Here is a 21,478-nt window from a genome sequence, read left to right on the forward strand (position 1 = left end):
GGAGGTGCGCAACCGCCAATGCCATCGTGCTTCTTCGAATTTACCACCGCCTGCCCGTGTGGCACGGGCGAAGCATGTATGGTCAGAGTAGCACGTGTTTCTTGCCGATTTGTCAACTCGCGGCGCTGCGAGAACACCGTCCGCTCACCCGAACGCGCCTTTGCGGGCCGAATTGCGGCACAAAACCCAATCTTAAGCTTTTGAACCTAACATTGCGGCTCCAGATTGGCATGTCGCGGGCATTGCCCGGCCTGAAAAGGGGCGCTAAAGCGATCAGGCACGGTTTCCCGGCGAAACCGCGACAAACAAACGACATCGGGCGTCGCAGAGGGGCGCAAACGGCACGACCGGGCGATCCCGACGGTTCGGTCACGACCGGTCAGATAAAACGAGGGTTTGATGGCAGACGAGGGCGGAAAGAGCTTCGAACCGGCGATTCAGCGCGGCTTGCGTGCCGGCACTGTCGGCCGGCTTGCCATGGTGCTGCTGATCCTGGCGGCAATCGTGGCGCTCGGCTATCAGTATCGCGGCTACCTGCCGGCGGACTGGCTGATGGCGGCGCTCGGCTTCTTCGCGATTTTCGGCGTTTTCTTCGTGCTGGCGGCGCTGCTCGGGCTCGTGCGGTTGTTCCCCTCTCACGCCACCAACGATTTCGCCGGTCCCTTTCTCGATCGGTATCCCGAAGCCGTTCTCATCACCGATCATCGCGATCGCATGGTTTATGCCAATGCGGCCTATGCGCGGCTGACCGGAGACGAGGCGACGCCGTCCGGTCTTGAAACGCTGCTCTCGGAAGAGCCGGAAGGCTCCGAGGTGCTCTATCGTCTGAGCCAGATCGTGCGCGGCGGCGTCAACGGTCAGGAGGAATTCCGTCTGTCGAAGCCGCTTTCCGGCAAGAGCGACGGCAGCGCCCACTGGTATCGACTGCAGGCCCGATTCGTCCCGATCGCCGACAGCCGCGGTCGCACCCACAATTACCACATCTGGCAGATCTCCGAGATCACCGAAGAACGGCAGGAGCAGGAGCGATACTTCCGCGAACTGCAGAAGGCGATCGACTATCTCGATCACGCCCCCGTCGGCTTCATGACATCCGATGCCGAAGACCGGATCCGGTACATCAACGCCACGCTCGCGGGCTGGCTCGATATCGACCTTGCCTCCTTCGTGCCGGGCACGGTGGCGCTGTCCGATCTCGTTGCGGGGGATGGCAATGCGATCCTTGATGCGCTGCAGGCGGGCCCCGGCGAACGGCTGAGCGAGACCCTCGACGTCTCCATGCGTCTTGCGTCCGGCCGGAACTTTGCGGTTCGGCTACTACACGACGTCTCCGGCGGACGTGATGGCCGCCCTGGCGAGAGCCGCACGGTGGTGCTGCGCCGCGAGGATGCGGACGAGCGCTCATCCGGCACGGGCGGGGAAGAGCGTTTCTTCAACGACACCCCGATGGCGATTGCCATCGTAGATCGCGCCGGCCGGCTGACCAGCACCAATACCCGCTTCCTGTCGATGTTCGCCGACAGCGTGCGGCGCGAGGATGTCGGCCGCGGCATGAAGATCGCCTCGATCATCGACGACGCCGACCGCGAGAAGATGAACGAGGCGCTCGCAGAGGCGGCCGACAGGCATGCCGAGATTGCCCCGTTCGAGGCGCGCCATGCCTCGGCCGATGACCGCCACTTCCGCTTCTTCGTGCATGCCGCTGCCGGCGCCGATGCGATGGCGCTGGTCTATGTCATCGAGATCAGCGAACAGAAGGCGCTCGAGGCGCAGATGAGCCGGACGCAGAAGCTGAATGCGGTGGCAACCCTTGCCGGCGGCATTGCCCATGACTTCAACAATGTCCTGACCGCGATCCTGCTCTCCGCCGACCACCTGCTGTTGCAGTCGCGTGCCTCCGATCCGGAATTTGCCGATCTCGTCGAGATCAAGCGCAATGCCAACCGCGCCTCGCTGCTGGTGCGGCAGCTGCTTGCCTTCTCGCGCCAGCAGACCATGCGCCCGGCCGTCGTCGACCTCACGGACGTCATCGATGAGATGCGGTTCATGATGGTGCGGATGACAAGCGGCTCCGACATCGAACTGGTGACCGATTTTTCCCGCGACCTGTGGCCGGTGAAAACCGACGCCGCGCAGTTCGGCCAGGTGATCACCAATCTCTGCGTCAATGCCCGCGACGCGATGCCGGACGGTGGCACGCTGACGGTCAAGACGCGCAACCTGCCGGCATCCGAAGTCTCTGACCTTGGCCTGCGCGAAGTGCCGGAGCGCGATTATGTGCTGGTCGAGGTCAAGGATACGGGCACCGGCATACCGCCCGAAGTGCTCGACAAGATCTTCGAGCCCTTCTTCACCACCAAGGACGTCGGCAAGGGCACCGGCCTCGGCCTCGCCATGGTCTATGGCATCGTCACCCAGTCCGGCGGTTACCTGCATCCGATCTCGGAAGTGGGCAAGGGCACGAGCTTCCTCATCCTGCTGCCGCGTCACGAGCGCGGCGAGGCGGTCGAGCAGGCGGAGACACCGAAGGATCATAAGGGCCAGCCGATCGCCGCTGCCTTCACCGAGGCGAACGAGGGTGATGCCGAAGCGCCGCGCGAAGAGGATATGGATCTGACCGGCCAGTCGGCCGTGGTCCTTCTCGTCGAGGACGAGGACGCGGTGCGCCGGTCCGGCAAACGCATGCTGGAAATGCGCGGCTTTACCGTGCACGAGGCCGATACCGGCGTGCATGCGATGGAAATCCTGAAGAAGCTCGACGGCGCCGTCGATATCGTCGTCTCAGACGTGGTGATGCCGGCGATGGACGGCCCGACGCTGCTGCGGGAGGCCCGCAAGGACTATCCGGAGCTGAAGTTCATCTTCGTCTCCGGCTACGCCGACGATGCTTTCGCGAAGAACCTGCCTGACGACGCTAAGTTCGGCTTCCTGCCGAAGCCCTACAACCTGAAACAGCTTGTCGCGGCCGTCTGGGAGATGCTGCGCGAGGGCTGAGGCGCCGATCGCAGCTTGCGGTGCTTAGCGCACACCAAAAAGGGCGACCCCGCAGGGCCGCCCTTTTGCATTCGGGGATCGCTATCGGCGAGATCAGAGAACGACGCGGTAGAGCGCAAAGCCGTTCTCGCCGTCGCCGGCGGTCTCGATCTTGGCGCCCTTGACGTCGTCGATGTACTGGGCGGCGCGTGGGCCGGTCTCGAAGACGGCGGTGGTGCCCGGCATCGGATCGAAGGTCCAGTTGAAGTCGGCGGTCGGGTTGATCGTGCCCTGTTCGACGATATAGCGGACGATGACGTCGCGATTGGTATCGGGGCCGACGAAGATCACGACATCGCCGTTGATGCCGGGGAAGTTGCCACCGCCACCGGCGCGGTAGTTGTTGGTGGCGACAACGAATTTCTGCTCGGGGTCGATCGGCTTGCCGGCATAGGAGAGGTCGACGATGCGATGGCTGTCGGGATTGGCAAGCTCACCGCCCTTCGAATACCGCGCCGGCTGTGACAGGTCGATGCGGTAGTTCACGCCGTCGATGACATCGAAATTGTAGGACGGGAAGTCCGGGTTGAGGAGCGGTGCATCCTGTGCGCCGTCGGCCACCTGGTTGAACATGCCGGCCGACATTTCCAGCCATTCCTTGACCTGTGCGCCGGTGATCAGCACGGCGCGCGTGGTGTTCGGGTAGAGGTAGAGGTCGGCGACGTTCTTGATGGCGACGTCACCGGCGGGAACTTCCGTATAATAGTCCGGACCACCGCGACCACCGGCCTTGAAGGGGGCGGCTGCGGAGAGCACCGGATAATCCTTGTATTCGCCGTCCTTCAGCATGTCCTTGGTGTACCAGGTCTGGGCCTGCGACACGATCTGCACCGAGGGGTCGTCGGCGACCAGAGCGAAATAGGACTGCAGCGGCGCCGCGGTCTTGCCGACGGGGGTGCGGACATATTCGAGCGTCGCCTGGTGATCGGCTTCCGCGGCGGCAACGACCTCCGGGTCGGACTCGACGTCGGCGACCACCTGGCGATCCTCGTTGCGGTGGTAGATCGGGCGTGCCTCGACCGTGAAGTCGGCAATCGTCCAGCTGTCGCCATCCTTTTCGAGGAGCAGGTCGACGAGGCCCATATGCGAGCCCCAGAACCCGGCCATCACGGCCGGTTTGCCCTTCAGCGTGCCCTTTCCGATGTCGGCGCCCTCGACGCCGGCGAAATCGTCGGAGCCCGGGAAGACGAGGTGCTGGTGACCGGTGAAGACGACGTCGATGCCGTCGACATCGGCGAGATAAAGCGAGGCGTTTTCCATCATCGGCGCGGGGCCGGTACCATCAATGCCGGAATGCGACAGCGCCACGATGATATCGGCGCCCTCCTGCTTCATCACGGGTACCCAGGCCTCGGCTGCTTCGACAATGTCGCGGGTGTTGGCCTTGCCCTTCAGGTTCTTCTCGTCCCAGACCATGATCTGCGGCGGCACGAAGCCGATGAAGCCGATCCTGACGGGGCTTTCATTGCCGTCACCGTCCTTGATCATCTTTTCCTTGATGATGTACGGCTTGAACATCAACGCGTCTTTGGTCGGATCGTCGGCGAGCTCGCCGGACGTCAGATTGGCGCAGACGTAAGGAAAGTTGGCGCCGCTCACGACCTTGTCCATGAAATCGAGGCCATAGTTGAATTCGTGGTTGCCGAGCGTGCCGGCATCATAGCCGAGCACGTTCATCGCCTTGATCACGGGGTGTACATCGCCGACCTTCATGCCGCGCTCATAGGCGATGTAGTCGCCCATCGGGTTGCCCTGCAGGAAGTCGCCATTGTCCATCAGCATCGAATTGGTTGATTCGGCCCGGATGCCATCGATGATGGTCGCCGTGCGCGCGAGGCCCATCGTGTCGTTCGGTCGGTCGGCATAGTAGTCGTAGGGGAAGACATTGACGTGGATGTCCGTGGTCTCCATCAGCCGAAGATGCGCCTGGTTGGCGGCGGCCCTCGCCGAGAAGGGATGCAGCATGACGAGGGCGGAGGCTGCGGTCATGCCGCGCAGAAGGCTGCGGCGCGAGATCGGCGGTAGAGCGGGATTCGGGTTCATGCGTCGGCTCCGGAGTTCTGGAATATCAGGCTGGTTTGCACCGCGTGTGTGACAGGCGATTGACACAGCCCATGGTATGAGCTGCGACTTTGTGACAGGCTAGCTCATCGGGTGGAAAATCCAAATGGCTTTTCGCGCGGAGGAAGAAATCGCCATGCGCCGGCCGGGCGAGAGCTTGGCAGGCGTCATGAAGGAGGGTGGCATTGGTCGGTAGTTTCACAATTCGGGATGCAAGGCGGGAGGATGCGCCGGACATCGTTAGGCTCATCAACATTGCCGGGCACGGCCTGCCGCTCTGGTGCTGGAGCCGGCTCGATGGCGGTGGTGAGGATGCCTGGCAGGCAGGCCGCGATTTCGTCGCGCGCGAGGACAAGGCGATCTCCTGGAAGAACGGCACGGTGGCAACGCTCGGCTCGGACGTTGCCGCGGTGCTGATCGCCTTTCATCTCGACGGCGACGCGCCGGGCTATGGAGCCGAGCGCGACCATCCGGTCTTTGCGCCGCTGAAAGCCCTGAAGGTGAGGGCGGCCGGTACCTTTCATCTGCATGTGCTTGCAGCCTACGCCGAGTATCGTGGCCGCGGGCTCGGATCTATCCTCATCGACAAGGCTGAACGGCTGTCGCATGGCCGCGATCTCAGCCTGATCCTCTCGGATGCGAACGGGCCGGCGCGTCGCTTCTACGCGCGGTTGGGGTTTGAGGAGGCCGACCGTCTTCCGATCGTCACCACGGACGACTGGCAGGCGGAAGGCGAAAACTGGCTGCTCCTCGTCAAGAAGGGGTGATCGTTCACCCCGCCGCGCCAGGCGGTTCGACGGTATCGTCATCGACGCCTACATTGAAGCGTTCGATGATCGGCCGCAGCGCGAAGGACGAGTTGATCTGCACCACATGCGGCAGGGCGGAGAGCCAGTCGCGGTGGATACGCTCGTAATCCTTGAGGTCCTTGGCCGCGACGCGCATGACATAGTCATATTCGCCCGAGACCATGTAGCAGACGATGATGTTGGGGCAGCGCTTCACCGCTTCCTCGAATTCGGAAAGCGTTCGGGCGAACTGGCCGGAAAGCGAAATGTGCACCAGCGCCGTCATCTTGTAGCCGAGCGCTTCCGGTGAGATTTTCGCGGTGTAGCCCTCGATCACGCCGCTCTTTTCCAGTATGTCGAGCCGGCGTGAGCACGCCGATGGCGACAGCCCGACGGTTTCGGCCAGTTCCGCATTGGTGATGCGGCCGTTACTCTGCAGCGCCCGCAGGATGGCACGATCAATGTCGTCGAGTTCCATCTTTCGAACTCCCTTCGATTTTTTCTCTTTATCGTCGAGCAATATACGAATTTGCGTCCGATACAAGGTGTTTTCCGCAAGGAAACATCAATCCGGCGGTGTGCGTTACCGATCCTTATCTGTCGCAAAAATATGATTTAGATATATCGAAACCACTTGCGGATCTGAGAAGTCGGACTATGTTTAGATATATCGAAAACATAACGGAAGGATTGTCACATGCGTGGCAGATTTGAACATTTCGACATGCGGGAGTTTCTCGCCATGGGGCGGGGCCCAGGCCATCGCCATGGGCGCGGCGGACCCGGCGGGCGCGGTTTCGGCGATGATGACGGCAATGGTCGCATCGGTCGCTTCCTCGGCCAGGGGCGCATTCGCGTGCTGGTGCTGCAGTTGATCTCGGAGGAGCCGCGGCACGGCTACGAGATCATCAAGGCGATCGAGGAAATGAGCGGCGGCTTCTATTCGCCGAGCCCGGGCGTCATTTACCCGACGCTCTCCTATCTCGAGGAAGGCGGCTATGTGGTCGCCGAAAGCGAGGGCAACAAGAAACGCTACTCCATCACCGAAGAGGGCAAGACCTACCTCGACGAACAGGAGCCGGAAGCGGCGATGGCGGTGAAGGCGCTGCAGATGGTCGCCGAGCGGCTCAAGTTCCGCCAGAAGAAGTGGGACCGCGCCAGGGGCGGCGGCAATCTGCCGAAGAGCGTCGAAGCGGCCTTCCTGAACCTCCGCGAGGTGGTCGACCGCAAGCTGGAAGAAGACGAGGCTGCCGCCGGTACCATCGTGCGCGCTCTGCTCGACTTCGCCGAAAAGCTCGAAGACGACGACCTCCCGTCAGGCTTCGCGCCGCCGCGGGAAAGCTGAAGCGGGAAGCAAACATCATCGATCTCTCCCCTTGGGGGGAGATCGATGATGGCAAAGTTCTGCCGGCCCTCTTCGGGCGCCCAACCTAAAGCTTGCGTGCAAACGCCAGGAGCTCGGCGTCGCTCAGCGGCGTGATCTCGCTTTCATAGGTCGAAACCGGGGAAAAGCCGAACTGCTGGTAGAGCTGGAGTGCGCGCGGATGGTCGAGATTGTTGGTCTCGGTCACAACCTTTTCCGGCTTGTCGGACCAGATCGCCTTCAGCCCCTGCAGCAGGAACCATTTGCCGACGCCGAAGCCGAGCGCGCGCTCGAACAGGCCGAAATGCACCAGTTCGGTGATGCCGTCGTCCTTGCGATGGTATTCGTAGAAGCCCGCCGGTGCGCCCTCCAGGTAGAAGACGGTGATCGTCGTCCGGTCGTTGTGGATGGTTTGCGAGAGTGTCTCGTCGCTCATCCGCAGTCTGTCGACCCACTCCCAGCGCGTGCCCACCTGGCGGTAGAGAAAGCGATAGAAGGGCAGCGGAATTTCCGGCACGCGCATCAGCGCGATATGCAGGCTCGACGGCGCGATCATGTGCGCTTTCGGCGGCGCCGTCATTTCCAGGCGGGTGACATGAACACGGAGCGGGCCGGGCTTCTCTTCTTCCTGCATACTCAGGCCTTTCCGGTCACAATGGCGGTATCGTCGCGGCTGCCCCATTCCGACCAGGAACCGTCATAGAGCGTGTTGTCGGCGTGCCCGACGCTTTCAAGCGCGAGCGTGATGATGGCGGCCGTGACGCCGGAGCCGCAACTGGTGACGACGGGGCGGTCGAGATCGATGCCGGCCTCGTCGAACATGGCGCGAAGCTCTTCCACCGTCTTGAACTTTCCATCCTTCGAGAAGCTGCCGGCGGGCAAGTTGCGGGCGCCGGGCATATGGCCGGAGCGCATGCCAGGGCGAGGCTCAGGTTCGACGGCCTCGAAGCGGCCGGCGCCGCGCGCATCGGCGATCTGGCGTTTGCCGGAGCCGACGATGTCGCGCATGGCCTCGAAGGAGGTCACGCGTTCGTCGCGGAAAGCAGGGATGAAGGTCTTGGCCGGTCGCGCCGGCGTCTCGGTTTCGAGGGGGCGGCTCTCGGCCTTCCAGCCGTCGAGGCCGCCGTCGAGAGCGTAGACGTCCTCGGCGCCCATGATCCGCAGCATCCACCACACCCGCGGCGCGGCGAAGAATCCGGGGCCGTCATAGACGACGATGGTATCGCCTTCCCCAATGCCGAGCCGGCCCATTTCAGCGGCGAAGAATTCTGGTGCGGGCAGGGTGTGCGGCAGGCCGGATTCCTTGTCGGCGATCTCGTCCTGATCGAAGAACACGGCGCCGGGAAGATGGCCGGCGGCATATTCCGCCTTGGCGTCGCGCTGATGGGCGGGCAGGTACCATGACGCATCGACGACGGCAAAGCCGGGCGAACCGAGACGCTCGGCGACCCAGTCCGGCGACACCACGAAACGGCTTTTCGAACTCATCTTGCAAAACTCCTCAACATGACCCCGGCCTCGTCTCACGCACCGAAGCGGATACGGAAGCGCCGGTTTTCACGGCCTTTCTTTTCGATCTTGCCGATATGAACCGCGCCGACGGCGGCGGTCGAGCGGACATGCGTGCCGCCGCAGGGCTGGCTGTCGACGGCAGCGTCTTCGCCGATGCAGATCAGCGAAACCCGCCCGAGCCCCATCGGCGGTCGGACGTTCTTCGACTTGACGATGTCCGGATTGGCGGCGAGGTCCGCATCGGTGATCCATTGCACATAGATCGGATGATCCTCCTCGACCAGGCGCATCATCGCGGCTGTCACCGCCTCCTTGTCGATGGTCTCGCTCATGTCGAAATCGACGCGCGATTCGTCCTCGCCGACGGACGCCCCCGTGATTGGACAAGGACAGACGACGGAAAGAAGATGACAGGCGGTATGCATGCGCATCAGCTTTTCGCGGCGCGGCCAGTCGATCTCGAGCGTCAGGGCATCGCCAAGGGCGGGCGGCGTTTCGCCGTCCGCCGGCACATGCAGGATGGTGTCCTTGGCTGCGCCGTGGCGGGTGATGTCGAGCCTGATCGAGCGGCCGTCAGCGCTGTGTGCGACGCCGGTATCCCCCGGCTGACCGCCGGAGGTGGCGTAAAAGCAGGTCCGGTCCGTTTCGAAGGTTCCGTCTTCATGCACTGCCGTAACCACCGCATCGCATTTCTGGAGATAGAAGTCGTCGCGGTAGAGGGCATCAACAGGCATGGAACACTTTCTATTCGAACGGGACGGCAATCTCCGTGTTGGCGGCGATCCAGCCCGGAATGGGCAGCCCCTTTTCCCTGAGGAAGGTGGGGTTGAAAAGCTTCGACTGATACCGGTTGCCATAGTCACAGAGTACGGTGACGATGGTGTGGCCGGGACCGAGCGTGCGCGCCAGGCGGATAGCACCGGCTATATTGATGCCCGATGAACCGCCAAGGCACAAGCCCTCGTGCTCGACGAGGTCGAAGATCAGCGGTAGTGCCTCGCTGTCGGGGATGCGGAAGGCGAAGTCCGGGGTGAAGCCTTCGAGGTTGGCAGTGATGCGACCCTGGCCGATGCCCTCGGTGATCGAGCCGCCTTCGCTCTTCAGTTCGCCGTTGGTGTAGTATTCGAAGAGCGCCGCACCATCAGGATCGGCGATGCCGATCTTGATGTCCTTGTTCTTTGCCTTTAGCCCCATCGCCGTGCCGGCGAGTGTGCCGCCGGAGCCGACCGCGCAGATGAAGCCGTCGATCTTGCCGCCGGTATCGCGCCAGATTTCCTCGGCGGTGGTCTCGATATGGGCATCGCGATTGGCGGTATTGTCGAACTGGTTTGCCCAGATCGCGCCGTTCGGCTCGCTCTTTGCCAGTTGCTCGGCAAGCCGGCCGGACAGTTTCACGTAGTTGTTGGGGTCGCGATAGGGCTTGGCCGGCACCTCGACAAGCCTGGCACCGAGAAGCCGGAGCGCATCCTTCTTCTCTTCGGCCTGGGTTTCCGGAATGACGATGACGGACTTGTAGCCAAGCGCATTGGCAACCATGGTGAGGCCAATGCCGGTGTTGCCGGCCGTGCCCTCGACGATGGTGCCGCCGGGCGCGATCAGGCCGCGCCTTTCCGCGTCGCGGATGATGTAGAGCGCCGCGCGATCCTTGACCGACTGGCCGGGATTGAGGAATTCGGCCTTGCCGTAAATGTTGCAGCCCGTGGCCTCGGAGGCCGCCTTCAGTTTCACCAGCGGGGTGTTGCCGATCAGGCCGATCACCGAATCAGAGGTGTTCATGGTCATAATGATCCTTTTTGCTGCCTTTCTTTGAGCGCTTCGCCCGCGCGTCGGCAAGGCATGACATTTCACGCCGCGCCGGTTTTGCGCAAAGGCTTTTCAGCCCTTCACCGCTTCGAATGCCGAAAGCGCGCGCTTGCGCGCCTGCTTGTGATCGACGATCGGCTTCGGATAGTCCTTGCCGAGCATGATGCCTGCCTTGTCGAGGACGTCGTCGGGCGCATCGAAGGGGGCGTGGATGTGCTTTGCCGGCATCTTGGCAAGTTCCGGCACATAGCGGCGCACATAATCGCCCTGAGGATCGAATTTCTCGCCCTGCAGTACCGGGTTGAACACCCGGAAGAAAGGTGATGCATCGGCGCCGGAACCGGCCACCCACTGCCAGTTGGCCGGGTTGGACGCCGGGTCGGCGTCGACCAGCGTGTCGCGGAACCACTTCTCGCCCTGGCGCCAGTCGATCATCAGGTCCTTGATCAGAAAAGAGGCGACGATCATCCGGACCCGATTGTGCATGATGCCTTCGCGCCAGAGCTGGCGCATGCCGGCGTCGACAATCGGGTATCCGGTCTGCCCGCGGCTCCAGGCACGAAAGCTTTTCTCGTCGCTTTTCCACTCAAAGGCATCAAAGCGGTCGTTCCAGTTCTTGTCGGCAAGATCGGGTGAGTGGAAGAGCAGGTGGTGGCAGAAGTCGCGCCAGACCAGCTCCTGCAGGAATTTCTTCCGGTTTTCTCCCGAAAGACCCTTCGTTCCGTCAACGGCATGCCAGACTGTCGCCGGCGAGATTTCGCCGAGCGCAAGGTGCGCGGAGAGCATCGAGGTCGCTTCCTTCGCCGGCTGGTCCCGGCCTGCGGCATAGTCGTCAGCGACGGCATCGATGAAGTGGGCCAGGCGTTCGCGGGCGCCGTCTTCTCCGGGCGTCCAGATCTCGCCGAAGGCCGAGGCCCAGTCGGGCTTTCCCGGATAGAGGTTCCAGTCCGCGAGGTTTTCCGAAGCCGGGGGCTTGGCCACCGTCGTCAGCTTCTTTGGAGCATCGGCCGGATCGGGCACATGCACAGTCTCGACGAAGGCCTTCCAGAAAGGCGTATAGACCTTGTAGGAACCGCCGGTCTTGGTCATGAATTTCGATGGTTCATGCAGGATCTGTCCGGCAAAGCTTGCGACCTCGATGTCGTCACCGAGCAAGGCCTTCTTCGCCGCCGTATCGGTCTTGATGCCCAGCGGCTCGTAGCGGCGGTTCCAATAGACGGCGGTGGCGCCGGTCTCCGCGATCAGCGACCGCAGCACCGCGAGCGGCGCGCCGCTCTTGAGCAGCAGTGGCGCGCCGCGTTTCTCATAAGCCTCTCCAAGCCGCGCAAGCGAGCGCTCCAGCCACCAGGCCTGGGCACCGCCAAGGGGGCCGTTGCCGTCATCCTCGCGGATATAGACGGGGATGACGGGACGGTTATCTTCGCAGGCAGCGAGCAGGGCGCGGTTGTCGGCGATGCGGAGATCCTTGCGGATCCAGAGAATGGCAGGCTTTGGCATGGTTTCGGGCAGTCCGTTTCAACTGCCCATGATCTAGGGCGCACCACCGAAAAGTGGAGGTTACTCCTCTTCGGCGAGCGCGTAGCGCATCGCGCGAATGACCAGAACCGCCGATGCCGCGCCCGCATTCATCACCTTGTCCGGATGGCCGAAGGGCAGGGCGTCGGAGGGGCTACCGTCATGCTCAGGCTCTGCACCTTCAAGCGCTGCGCCGGCGGCGGCCCAAAGACAGTCGTTGAGGCTCTCTCCCGCGTTTTTAGCCGCGCGGTAGGCATCGAGCGCCGGCTGCCAGGCATCCACCATGTTCTTGTCCGGATCATGGGCCTCGCCGTGGGCGAGGATGCCGCCGGCCATCGCCTCGAAGGCGCGGTCGAAATCGCTCTCCTGGATGACCTTGCGGCCCGGAAGCGTGCTGCCGGCGCGGCGGAAGGCCGAGGCATAAAGCCGCGCCGAATGGGAATCGATGGTCAGAAAGGTCTCTGCCGCCATGTCGAAGACGCCGGCAGGCGTAATTCCGTTGGGATCGAGCGCGGCGAGTTTGCGCTCCATCGCGGTGAAGGCCGCCGTCATGACTTCGCCGTGATCGCCGTCACCTGAAATCGTGTCGAGGCGGCTCAGCCACAGGGCGTGGCGGGAAACGGAAACGGCTATTTCTGAAAACATGCCGATAATGTCAAAGGAGGTGATGTCGCTCATCTTCTTCGTTTGGTTCGGGAGGAAACCGGTGGGCCTTGGCCCGTCAAAATCGCTAAAATCGGAGTATCTGACGCTCAAAAAAGGCGAGGTCTTCTTGTAAAACCTACCCCATGAAGAAGGATTTGCGAAGAGACATTAGGTCAGTTGCACGTAAAAGATGATACCGCCGCGTGAACGGGCTTCAGTCGACGAATTCGACGGTTACCCCGGGCTTGACCATATGCGCGAGCTCAGTCGCATCCCAATTGGTCAGTCGCACGCAGCCGTGGCTCGATGTCTTGCCGATCTTTTCCGGATCCGGCGTGCCATGAATGCCGTAGCTCGGCTTGGAGAGCGCAATCCAGACATTGCCGACCGGGCCGTTGGGGCCGGGATTGATGGTCAGTACGCTGTCATTGTTGCCCTGCTTGAAGTTCTTCTTCGGGTCGTAGGTGTAGGTCGGGTCGATGGCGATCCGTTCCACGCTCACCGTGCCGGAAGGCGAGGGGGTATCCGAGGAGCCGATCGTTGCCGGATAGGCGGCAATCAGCGCGCCGGCCTCGTCATAGGCGAGAACCTGCTTCTTGGCCTTGTCGGCGATGATGCGGGCAACGCTGCCTTTCTTGGATGCTCCGGGATTGACCACCTTCACCGTCGTGCCCGGCCGGTTGAAATCGGCATCCGGATTGAGCGACTTCAGCAGCCGTTCGTCCATATGGAACTTCTCCGCCAGCATTTCGGTCACGGAGGTGTAGGACATGGCCGAAAGCTGGGCCTTCTCGCCGTAGTCGCTCGGGATGCTGGCGACATAGGGGCCGGCCGCATCCTCGGCGGTGATGGTGTAGGTGGTGATCGGCAGGCCACCATCGAGCGACAGGGATGCGAGGATCTTCTCGCTGTCCGCGTTCGGGTCGAGCGTCGTGCCGGTCGCTTCCTCGTAGGCAGCAAGCGCCTTCTGCACGTTGTCGCCCATGCGGCCGTCGATGACGCCCGGCGAGAAGCCGGCGCGATCGAGATAGACCTGCAGCGCCGCGACGTTCATGTCGAGCTTGGCGGGCGCAATGGCCTGGCGGGTTTCGCTGGTCTGCGGCGCGGCCTGCGGCAGCGGCTCGCCGCCGAAGTTGCCGGAAGCGGAGCCATTCCAGCCGCCATTGCCGTAATTGTCATTATTCGGATAGGTGTAGGCCCCGTAGCCGCCCTGCGGAACCTGCCAGCGGGCATTGCGCGAATCGCGCTGCCAGCCCCGGCTCTCCGGTGTCTGGCCAGGGGGCTGGCGACGAACCTGCTGATAATCGCGGGCCGTCATCTCGGTGGCCACAAGGTCGCCATTCGCATCGAGCAGCGTCTGACGACCATAGGCATCGCGTCCCATGACGACGCTGCCATATTCCGGGATATAATCGAGGAGCGTGCCATCAGGGCGCACGAGAAAGATCTCGACGCCGTTTCGGTAGATCGGCTCGTGCGCGTCGGCTGGGGCCAGCGGAGCTGCCACCGCCAGAAGGAACGGAATCGTGTACAACGTTGCTTTTCGAATGGTCATGGTCGTTTTGCTGCTGTTTTCCGAGCGCCCTTTCGCCTAGTTTCGCTTTCGACAGGCTGTCGTCTAAGGGCTGAACGTCCGCTGAACGCGCTTGTTTCATTAGGCCCAAATCATGGTTAAATTTAGCTTTACGGCAGATGCGAGATGATTGATTTTTTCACCCGGAACGGTCCGAGGATTGCCCTCGACCCGACCTCCGTCATGGATATCGGTGCCTGCGTCGTCGCAGGGGTCGATCTTTCCCCCAAGCGCGCCATTCCGGATGACGGCGATCCGCGCATCGATCATTCGCTCGAAGGTTTCCTGTTCACCTGCGGCCCGGACCATATCCGTCATCCCGAGCCGATCGAGGGGGATGAAGACCGGTTCTTTCCGCTGCATGGCTCGGCTTCGGCCAGCCCGGCCATCGTCAAATCATTCGAGACCGGCGACGAGGGCGCCGAGTGCGTTGCCGCAATCCCGGTGAAGACGGCGAATGGCGGCGACATGCTGATCGAGCGTGTCTGGACCATTGATGCCGACACCGGCGTGTTGTCGCTCACCGATACCGTGATCAACAAGAGCGATGTGCCGCTGCCGGCGATGATGATGTATCATATCAACTTCGGCGCGAAGCACTTCGACGACGGCGTCCGACTTGAAAGTGCGTCGCTGGAGGAGGGGAGCTTGCCCTGGCGCTTCGGCGAGGGCGAGCACGGCATTTTCTGCGTGCCTGCCGTGGCCGAGGATGCGGACTGGTCCGCAGTCCGGCTTGGGCCCTTCGAAGCGTTGGGCGGACGTTCCTTCCACCTTGCGACCGACACCCGGACACTGCCCTTCCTGCAGATCTGGCGCAATCAGCAGGAGCCAGCGCACATTCTTGGCATCGAGCCAGCCTCGCATCGCTGGACGAGCCGTCGCAAGCTTCTCGAGGCCGGCGAACTTGCGCTGCTTGCCCCGGGCGAAAGCAAAAGCTTCGCACTCAGAATCTGGTTCGCCTGAGGCGAACCTTGCAATATCGCGCGCTTCGCCTACCTTCGGGCCACAATCAGAGAAAGGGTCCCGCTATGGATATCCGTCAGATCGATGACAGCTACGCCGTGACCGGCCAGATTACCGCAGACGAAATTGCCGAGATCAAGGAACTTGGCTACCGCTCGATCGTGTGCAACCGCCCTGACGAGGAAGAGGCTGGTCAGCCGTCCTTCGCCGAGATCTCCGCCGCAGCCGAAGCCGCAGGTCTGCACACCGCGCATGTGCCCGTCGGCGGCATGGGGCTGACGCCGGATGCTGTCACCGGCATGGTCGATGCGCTGGACGAGATGGAAAAGCCGGTGCTCGCCTACTGCCGCTCAGGCGCCCGCTCGACGCGCATCTATGAGGCCGCCGAGCGGCTGCGCGGCTGACACCGCCTTTGGTCTTCTTCCTCCGCAGTCCGCATATCAGCGGGCTGTGATATCTTTATATTTAACATTGAAAAGAGCGCATAAATGTCTGTAAAATACGTGAATTCCGGTCCTTTGATGTCGGCTGCCGTTGTCCATGGCAACACGGTCTATCTCGCCGGCCAGACCGGCAAGGGCGCAACGGTCACCGAGCAGGCGAAGGATTGCCTGGCCAAGGTCGATGCGCTCCTCGCCGAAGTCGGTTCCGACAAGTCGAAGCTTTTGCAGACGCTCGTCTATCTGAAGGACATGTCGGACTTTGCCGAGATGAATGCCGTCTGGAAGGATTGGGTCGTTCCCGGCCATACGCCGGCGCGCGCTACCAGTCAGGCCGACCTTGCCGCACCGGAAATTCTCGTCGAATTCACCGTTACGGCCGCTCTCGACTGATCAGCGGCAGCATTTGCCGCCGAAATGGCCCGGAGCATATCCGGGCCATTTTTCCGTGAAATGTATTAAAACTGTGCGGCCGAAAGGCTAGTCTGCGTCGGAATTATATCAGGGAATCGGGGGGGCGAGCATGAAACTGAAGGCAGCAATAATCGGAATTTCGCTGACGGCAATGGCGGCGGTGCCGGCGATGGCCCGCGAAACCGCAGCAATCCTGGCCGTCAGCTGGCAGCCGGCCTTTTGCGAAGGCCATCAGGACAAGCCTGAATGCAAGAGCCAGACGGACAGCCGTTACGATGCCGGCCATTTCTCGCTGCATGGCCTCTGGCCGCTTGGCGACAATTATTGCGATGTCGCGGCAGACGTCCGCGCCGAAGACGAGAACGGCAACTGGAATGCCTTGCCGGCGCTGTCGCTCAGCGATGGTCTGCGGGAAACGGTTGCGAAGGTGATGCCGGGCACGCAATCCAATCTTCAGCGCCATGAATGGGTGAAGCACGGCACCTGCACCCGGTTCACGCCGGAAAACTATTTCCAGACGTCGGTCGACCTTCTCGAGCAACTGAACGGCTCGGATGTCGCCAAGCTGTTTCAATCGAGCATTGGCAAGGAACTCTCCGCCGACGAGATCGCCAAGGCTTTCAACGGTGCTTACGGGCGCGGTGCCAAGGATCGCATCAAGATCAGCTGCGTCACCGACGGTGATCGGCAGTTGATCGACGAGATCACGATCGGCCTCTCCGACAAGTATGCGCCGGGAACGTCTCTTGAGGACCTGATACAAGGGGCCGGCAGCACCTCGATCGGCTGCCCCGGCGGCATCGTGGACGCCGCCGGGTATCAGTAAGGATCAAAGGGAGCGGCTCTCGCCCTCGGCGTTGAGCTGCTGGTCCTTCACCCTCAGCACATTGCGCACCCGGTCGATACCTTCGACCGCAAGCGCGATTGTCCCGGCGGTGGCGATTTCCTCTTCGAGCGCCACTTCGCCCATCAGCCGCGCTTCACTGCCGACGACCGCGACCTTGACTTCGGTGGCGTCCACCAGGCCCGAGGCGGCAAGGGCCGAGGCCACTGCGTCCTCCTTGCGGGCCTCAGCGTTCCATTCCTCGGTGTTTTCGACCGGCCGGCCGAAGAAAGCGGGTTTCTTCTGAAGCATTGTCATATCCTTCCAAAAGATCGTCTTGGCAAATCAACGTCTGGGGCGCTGAAATGTTCAGCCACAGGTGCGTGGTCCAGAAAATCGATCGTGAAAGTGGCATTTGGCCGTGCTTCCATTGTTTCCGGAGCGGCTTTCGCATAAATAGCGGCCCAAGCATCCGCCGAAGCATCCATTGACGGGAAGCAGGAAAGACATGGCACGACAGTTCATCTACCACATGGCCGGGCTCAAGAAGGCCTATGGCGCCAAGAAGATTCTCGAAGACATCCATCTGTCGTTCTACCCGGACGCCAAGATCGGCATTCTCGGCCCGAACGGCGCCGGTAAGTCGACCGTCTTGAAGATCATGGCCGGCCTCGACAAGGAATGGACGGGCGAAGCCTGGCTCGCCGAGGGCGCGACACTCGGTTACCTGCCGCAGGAACCGCAGCTCGATCCCAGCAAGACCGTGTTCGAAAACGTGATGGAAGGCGTCGCCCACAAGAAGGCGATCGTCGACCGCTACAACGAACTGATGATGAACTATTCCGACGAGACCGCGGACGAGGGCGCGCGGCTTCAGGACGAGATCGACGCACAGAACCTCTGGGATCTGGAAAATCAGGTCGAGATGGCGATGGACGCACTGCGCTGCCCGCCCGGCGACGCCAATGTCGAAAACCTCTCCGGCGGCGAAAAGCGCCGCGTCGCGCTCTGCCAGCTCTTGCTGCGTCAGCCCGACCTGCTGCTCCTCGACGAGCCGACCAACCACCTCGACGCCGAGACGATCGCCTGGCTTGAAAAGCACCTGCGCGAATATCCGGGCGCGATCCTGATGGTCACCCACGACCGCTACTTCCTCGACAACGTCACCGGCTGGATCCTCGAGCTCGACCGCGGCCGTGGCATTCCCTACGAGGGCAACTACTCGGCCTATCTGCAGGCCAAGGCCAAGCGTCTGGCGCAGGAAGCCCGCGAAGAGGGCAGTCGCCAGAAGGCGCTGTCGCGCGAGCAGGAATGGATTGCCTCCAGCCCCAAGGCCCGTCAGGCCAAGTCGAAGGCCCGTATCCGTGCCTATGACGAACTGGTCGCCTCCGCCGAAAACCGTCGCCCCGGCGATGCCCAGATCATCATTCCGGTCGGCGAGCGACTTGGCAATGTGGTCATCGAGGCCGAGAACCTGTCGAAGTCCTTCGATGGCCGCGTGCTGTTCGAAGACCTGTCGTTCAAGCTGCCGCCCGGCGGCATTGTCGGCGTCATCGGTCCGAACGGCGCGGGTAAATCGACGCTGTTCAAGCTCATCACCGGCCAGGAAAAGCCCGACGCCGGCGACATCCGCGTCGGCGACACCGTCGATCTCGGCTATGTCGACCAGAGCCGCGATTCGCTTGATGGTAGCAAGAATGTCTGGGAAGAGATTTCCGGCGGCAACGATATCATCAAGCTCGGCAAGTTCGAGATGAACTCGCGCGCCTATTGCGGCGCCTTCAACTTCAAGGGCGGCGACCAGCAGCAGAAGGTCGGCAACCTCTCCGGCGGCCAGCGCAACCGCGTCCACCTCGCCAAGATGCTGAAGTCGGGCTCCAACGTTCTCCTCCTCGACGAACCGACCAACGACCTCGACACCGAGACGCTGGGCGCGCTTGAGGATGCGCTGGAAAACTTCGCCGGCTGCGCCGTCGTCATCAGCCATGACCGCATGTTCCTCGACCGCCTCGCCACCCACATCCTCGCCTTCGAGGGCGACAGCCATGTGGAATGGTTCGAGGGCAACTTCGAAGACTACGAAGCCGACAAGATCCGTCGCCTCGGCCCGGAAAGCGTCAACCCGAAGCGGGTGACCTACAAGCGGCTGACGCGCTGATCGTCGAATTGCTATAGGGGCCGCCTTCGGGCGGCCTCAGGCTTCTGTCAAAACCAAAGGCGCTTCGGTTTTGTCTCCGGCGGACATTGCCGGAGCATCTAGTCCGCCTCGGCCGTCGAGCAAAAAAGGCTTAGCGAGCGCACGTCTCGCGGCCTGGATCCTCGGGTCAAGCCCGAGGATGACCCGGAGCGTGGGCGACGGGCTTTTGAACAGGTTGGAGCCCGCCTTTGAAGCGTCTCGGGCTGCTGACAAACCTATCCATTTTACGAGCGTCATCCTCGGGCTTGACCCGAGGATCCAGGCCGCATGCGGGCGGCCTCTGGCGTTTCGGCTCCGACTTTCGTCTGTGGTATGCTGCATCCAGGCTTGCGCGACTGTGCCTAATGATATAAACATATCTTTATATCTTGATGAAGGCGGAGCGGGATGGCGAAGTTTGGGCTGGAGACATTGGTGGATGTGCTGAAGGCGGTGGGGGAGCCCACGCGGCTGAGGCTGATCGCACTTCTCGCCGCGGGCGACCTGACGGTCTCCGATCTCACCGACATTCTCGGCCAGTCGCAGCCGCGCATTTCCCGCCACCTAAAGCTCCTCGGCGAGGCCGGCCTGATCGATCGCTATCAGGAGGGCGCCTGGGCCTATTTCCGGCTGAAGGAAGAGGGCGGGGCGGCGGGCCTGGTGCGTGAACTGCTGAAGCATGCCTCCGAGGATGATTCCGCGCTCCGCCGCGATGCCGCGCGGCTTGCGGCGGTCAAGGAGGCGCGCGCGGAAAAGGCGCAGGCCTATTTCGCCCGCCACGCCGGCGAGTGGGACGAGATGCGGCGGCTGCATATTTCCGAAGCGGAAGTCGAAGCCTGTCTTGTGAAGCTGATCGGCACCAAGAGGGTCGAAAGCGTGCTCGATCTCGGCACGGGCACCGGCCGCATGCTGCTGCTTTTGAAGGATGTCTACCGCCGCGCTGTCGGCGTCGACGCGAGCCGCGACATGCTTTCCGTTGCTCGCGCCAATCTCGACGCCGCCGGCCTGACGCGGGCCGTGGTGCGTTTCGGCGACATTCTCAATCTGCCTCTGGAGAACGAGGATTTCGATCTCGTCATCGTTCATCAGGTGCTGCATTTCCTGGAGAATCCAGAGGTCGCGATCCGCGAGGCGGCGCGCGTGATGCGGCCGGGCGGGCGGCTCGCGGTTATCGATTTCGCGCCCCACGATCTGGAGCACCTGCGCGCCGAACACGCCCATTTGCGGCTCGGCTTTTCCCATCAGGCGATGTCCGACTGGATGCGGGCGGCCGGCCTTGAGGTCGATCAGGTGGTCGATCTGCCCTTTGCGGGCGATGCCAAGCGGTCGCTGACGGTGACCGTCTGGCTCGCCCATGATCCGCGCGTGCTGATGGCGGCTGCGGACGAGAACACATTTTCGAGGAGTGTCTGAACCAATGTCTGAGTTGAACCCCTCGCGCGAACGCGCGATCGGCTTTTCGTTCGAGTTTTTTCCGCCGAAGACACCCGAAGCGGAGGCTGGCTGGTGGCGCGCGGTTCAGGCGCTGACGGCCTATGAGCCCGAGTTCGTGTCGGTGACCTATGGCGCCGGCGCGACCAGCCGTGCCCCGACCTTTGCCGCCGTCAAGCGCCTTCTCGACGAGACCCCGCTCGTCACCGCCTCGCACCTCACCGTCGTCAAGGCGACGAAGGCAGAGGTCGATGAGGTGGTCCACAGCTTCAGGAACGCCGGCGTGAAGCGCTTCGTGGCGCTGCGGGGCGATGCGCCCGGTGGCGTTGGCGCAGCCTATCAGCCGCATCCGGGCGGTTACGAAAACGGCGCGGCGCTGGTTGCCGGGCTGAAGGCGATCGACGACTTCGACATTTCCGTCTCCGCCTATCCCGAGAAGCATCCGGAAAGCGCCGACCGCGCCGCCGATATCGCCATGCTCAAGGCCAAGGCCGACAACGGCGCCGACCGGGCGCTGACCCAGTTCTTCTTCGAAAACGACACGTTCGAGGATTATCTCGGTGACGTCCGCCGGGCCGGCATCGAAATCCCGGTCGTGCCCGGCATCATGCCGGTGCAGAACATCCGCCAGCTGCGCAATTTCGCGGGCCGTTGCGGCGCTATCATTCCCGACTGGATGGCACGTCGTTTCGAGGGCTACGAGGATGATGCCACGGCCCATTTCGAGATCGCCGCAGACCTTGCGGCCGAACAGGTGCTCGACCTGCAGAAGCGCGGGCTTACCGAATTCCATTTCTACACGATGAACCGTTCGAAGCTGATGGAAGCGGTGTTCGAGCGGCTCGGCATCGGGCCGAGGATTGCCGGCGGCGTTGCGGGGGCAGAGCTGCGGTCCCCGGCCGTCTAGCGGGTTCGGAACTGGAAAATGTCGGCCGGCC

20 protein-coding genes are annotated in these 21,478 nt (G+C 62.6%); 10 read left to right on the plus strand and 10 right to left on the minus strand.

Translation table 11 applies throughout. The features are described 5' to 3' along the window. Positions 1-399: 399 nt before the first annotated feature. A complete protein-coding gene (gene cckA, locus TM49_RS15190) occupies positions 400-2,994 on the plus strand; it encodes a cell cycle histidine kinase CckA (protein ID WP_045682508.1) in 2,595 nt (864 codons plus the stop codon). A 93-nt stretch (positions 2,995-3,087) separates the two neighbouring features. On the opposite strand, the gene TM49_RS15195 is transcribed toward cckA, so the two are convergent. Then, positions 3,088-5,076: a bifunctional 2',3'-cyclic-nucleotide 2'-phosphodiesterase/3'-nucleotidase gene (locus TM49_RS15195; protein WP_045682509.1), complete on the minus strand. Its 1,989-nt coding sequence runs from the start codon at positions 5,074-5,076 to the stop codon at positions 3,088-3,090. A gap of 203 nt (positions 5,077-5,279) precedes the next feature. On the opposite strand from TM49_RS15195, the gene TM49_RS15200 reads away from it, so the two are divergent. Then, positions 5,280-5,861, plus strand: a complete 582-nt coding sequence (locus TM49_RS15200) for a GNAT family N-acetyltransferase (RefSeq protein ID WP_052699870.1) — start codon at positions 5,280-5,282, stop codon at positions 5,859-5,861. Positions 5,862-5,865: 4 nt separating this feature from the next. On the opposite strand, the gene TM49_RS15205 is transcribed toward TM49_RS15200, so the two are convergent. Then, positions 5,866-6,360: an Lrp/AsnC family transcriptional regulator gene (locus tag TM49_RS15205; RefSeq protein WP_045682513.1), complete on the minus strand. Its 495-nt coding sequence runs from the start codon at positions 6,358-6,360 to the stop codon at positions 5,866-5,868. Between the two features lie 219 nt (positions 6,361-6,579). On the opposite strand from TM49_RS15205, the gene TM49_RS15210 reads away from it, so the two are divergent. After that, on the plus strand, positions 6,580-7,227 hold the full coding sequence (locus TM49_RS15210) for a PadR family transcriptional regulator (RefSeq protein WP_045682515.1): 648 nt from the start codon (positions 6,580-6,582) through the stop codon (positions 7,225-7,227). Between the two features lie 85 nt (positions 7,228-7,312). Here the strand turns inward: TM49_RS15210 and TM49_RS15215 are convergent, their stop codons facing one another. From TM49_RS15215 to TM49_RS15245, 7 genes are all read right to left on the minus strand, one after another. Next, positions 7,313-7,879, minus strand: a complete 567-nt coding sequence (locus TM49_RS15215) for a GNAT family N-acetyltransferase (protein ID WP_045682517.1) — start codon at positions 7,877-7,879, stop codon at positions 7,313-7,315. Positions 7,880-7,881: 2 nt separating this feature from the next. After that, positions 7,882-8,733 (minus strand): 3-mercaptopyruvate sulfurtransferase, encoded by an 852-nt coding sequence (sseA, locus tag TM49_RS15220; RefSeq protein WP_045682519.1) that lies wholly within the window; start codon positions 8,731-8,733, stop codon positions 7,882-7,884. A gap of 35 nt (positions 8,734-8,768) precedes the next feature. Continuing rightward, positions 8,769-9,491, minus strand: a complete 723-nt coding sequence (locus TM49_RS15225) for an alanyl-tRNA editing protein (protein ID WP_045682521.1) — start codon at positions 9,489-9,491, stop codon at positions 8,769-8,771. A gap of 10 nt (positions 9,492-9,501) precedes the next feature. Further along, a complete protein-coding gene (locus tag TM49_RS15230; protein ID WP_045685312.1) occupies positions 9,502-10,533 on the minus strand; it encodes a cysteine synthase A in 1,032 nt (343 codons plus the stop codon). A 99-nt stretch (positions 10,534-10,632) separates the two neighbouring features. Next, complete coding sequence (locus TM49_RS15235; RefSeq protein WP_144409577.1) at positions 10,633-12,057, minus strand: cryptochrome/photolyase family protein; 1,425 nt, start codon at positions 12,055-12,057, stop codon at positions 10,633-10,635. Positions 12,058-12,117: 60 nt separating this feature from the next. Further along, positions 12,118-12,753 carry a DAK2 domain-containing protein gene (locus TM49_RS15240; protein ID WP_045682525.1) on the minus strand — a complete coding sequence of 212 codons (636 nt, stop codon included), beginning with the start codon at positions 12,751-12,753 and terminating at the stop codon, positions 12,118-12,120. A 181-nt stretch (positions 12,754-12,934) separates the two neighbouring features. Further along, positions 12,935-14,275, minus strand: coding sequence for a L,D-transpeptidase family protein (locus TM49_RS15245; protein ID WP_045682526.1), 1,341 nt, complete (start codon positions 14,273-14,275; stop codon positions 12,935-12,937). Positions 14,276-14,419: 144 nt separating this feature from the next. Here TM49_RS15245 and TM49_RS15250 point away from each other — a divergent pair, with 144 nt between their 5' ends. The 4 genes from TM49_RS15250 (at position 14,420) to TM49_RS15265 (ending at position 16,936) form a co-directional block, all read left to right on the plus strand. Next, the gene (locus tag TM49_RS15250) at positions 14,420-15,256 is read left to right on the plus strand and encodes a DUF4432 family protein (protein ID WP_045682528.1); all 837 of its coding nucleotides are present in this window, start codon (positions 14,420-14,422) and stop codon (positions 15,254-15,256) included. Between the two features lie 65 nt (positions 15,257-15,321). Next, the gene (locus TM49_RS15255; protein ID WP_045682530.1) at positions 15,322-15,660 is read left to right on the plus strand and encodes a protein tyrosine phosphatase family protein; all 339 of its coding nucleotides are present in this window, start codon (positions 15,322-15,324) and stop codon (positions 15,658-15,660) included. A gap of 84 nt (positions 15,661-15,744) precedes the next feature. After that, positions 15,745-16,089 carry a RidA family protein gene (locus TM49_RS15260; RefSeq protein WP_045682532.1) on the plus strand — a complete coding sequence of 115 codons (345 nt, stop codon included), beginning with the start codon at positions 15,745-15,747 and terminating at the stop codon, positions 16,087-16,089. Between the two features lie 130 nt (positions 16,090-16,219). Next, on the plus strand, positions 16,220-16,936 hold the full coding sequence (locus tag TM49_RS15265; protein WP_045682535.1) for a ribonuclease T2 family protein: 717 nt from the start codon (positions 16,220-16,222) through the stop codon (positions 16,934-16,936). 3 nt (positions 16,937-16,939) lie between these two features. Here the strand turns inward: TM49_RS15265 and TM49_RS15270 are convergent, their stop codons facing one another. Continuing rightward, entirely contained in the window at positions 16,940-17,245 is a 306-nt protein-coding gene (locus TM49_RS15270) for a BON domain-containing protein (protein WP_045682537.1), read from the minus strand. A gap of 196 nt (positions 17,246-17,441) precedes the next feature. Between TM49_RS15270 and ettA the strand changes: the two genes are divergently transcribed. The 3 genes from ettA (at position 17,442) to metF (ending at position 21,447) form a co-directional block, all read left to right on the plus strand. Continuing rightward, the gene (gene ettA, locus TM49_RS15275) at positions 17,442-19,091 is read left to right on the plus strand and encodes an energy-dependent translational throttle protein EttA (RefSeq protein WP_045682539.1); all 1,650 of its coding nucleotides are present in this window, start codon (positions 17,442-17,444) and stop codon (positions 19,089-19,091) included. A 426-nt stretch (positions 19,092-19,517) separates the two neighbouring features. Continuing rightward, positions 19,518-20,522 carry an ArsR/SmtB family transcription factor gene (locus TM49_RS15280; protein ID WP_045682541.1) on the plus strand — a complete coding sequence of 335 codons (1,005 nt, stop codon included), beginning with the start codon at positions 19,518-19,520 and terminating at the stop codon, positions 20,520-20,522. A 4-nt stretch (positions 20,523-20,526) separates the two neighbouring features. After that, positions 20,527-21,447, plus strand: a complete 921-nt coding sequence (metF, locus tag TM49_RS15285) for a methylenetetrahydrofolate reductase [NAD(P)H] (protein WP_045682543.1) — start codon at positions 20,527-20,529, stop codon at positions 21,445-21,447. Positions 21,448-21,478: the final 31 nt, after the last annotated feature.

This window comes from Martelella endophytica, assembly GCF_000960975.1.
Taxonomy (GTDB): domain Bacteria; phylum Pseudomonadota; class Alphaproteobacteria; order Rhizobiales; family Rhizobiaceae; genus Martelella; species Martelella endophytica.

Bases quoted from the DNA above. Each gene is read 5' to 3' on its own strand.
- cckA (WP_045682508.1), top strand. From the start codon at position 400: ATGGCAGACGAGGGCGGAAAGAGCTTCGAACCGGCGATTCAGCGCGGC.
- TM49_RS15195 (WP_045682509.1), bottom strand. From the start codon at position 5,076: ATGAACCCGAATCCCGCTCTACCGCCGATCTCGCGCCGCAGCCTTCTG.
- TM49_RS15205 (WP_045682513.1), bottom strand. From the start codon at position 6,360: ATGGAACTCGACGACATTGATCGTGCCATCCTGCGGGCGCTGCAGAGT.
- TM49_RS15210 (WP_045682515.1), top strand. From the start codon at position 6,580: ATGCGTGGCAGATTTGAACATTTCGACATGCGGGAGTTTCTCGCCATG.
- TM49_RS15215 (WP_045682517.1), bottom strand. From the start codon at position 7,879: ATGCAGGAAGAAGAGAAGCCCGGCCCGCTCCGTGTTCATGTCACCCGC.
- sseA (WP_045682519.1), bottom strand. From the start codon at position 8,733: ATGAGTTCGAAAAGCCGTTTCGTGGTGTCGCCGGACTGGGTCGCCGAG.
- TM49_RS15225 (WP_045682521.1), bottom strand. From the start codon at position 9,491: ATGCCTGTTGATGCCCTCTACCGCGACGACTTCTATCTCCAGAAATGC.
- TM49_RS15230 (WP_045685312.1), bottom strand. From the start codon at position 10,533: ATGAACACCTCTGATTCGGTGATCGGCCTGATCGGCAACACCCCGCTG.
- TM49_RS15235 (WP_144409577.1), bottom strand. From the start codon at position 12,057: ATGCCAAAGCCTGCCATTCTCTGGATCCGCAAGGATCTCCGCATCGCC.
- TM49_RS15240 (WP_045682525.1), bottom strand. From the start codon at position 12,753: ATGAGCGACATCACCTCCTTTGACATTATCGGCATGTTTTCAGAAATA.
- TM49_RS15245 (WP_045682526.1), bottom strand. From the start codon at position 14,275: ATGACCATTCGAAAAGCAACGTTGTACACGATTCCGTTCCTTCTGGCG.
- TM49_RS15250 (WP_045682528.1), top strand. From the start codon at position 14,420: ATGATTGATTTTTTCACCCGGAACGGTCCGAGGATTGCCCTCGACCCG.
- TM49_RS15255 (WP_045682530.1), top strand. From the start codon at position 15,322: ATGGATATCCGTCAGATCGATGACAGCTACGCCGTGACCGGCCAGATT.
- TM49_RS15260 (WP_045682532.1), top strand. From the start codon at position 15,745: ATGTCTGTAAAATACGTGAATTCCGGTCCTTTGATGTCGGCTGCCGTT.
- TM49_RS15265 (WP_045682535.1), top strand. From the start codon at position 16,220: ATGAAACTGAAGGCAGCAATAATCGGAATTTCGCTGACGGCAATGGCG.
- TM49_RS15270 (WP_045682537.1), bottom strand. From the start codon at position 17,245: ATGCTTCAGAAGAAACCCGCTTTCTTCGGCCGGCCGGTCGAAAACACC.
- ettA (WP_045682539.1), top strand. From the start codon at position 17,442: ATGGCACGACAGTTCATCTACCACATGGCCGGGCTCAAGAAGGCCTAT.
- TM49_RS15280 (WP_045682541.1), top strand. From the start codon at position 19,518: ATGGCGAAGTTTGGGCTGGAGACATTGGTGGATGTGCTGAAGGCGGTG.
- metF (WP_045682543.1), top strand. From the start codon at position 20,527: ATGTCTGAGTTGAACCCCTCGCGCGAACGCGCGATCGGCTTTTCGTTC.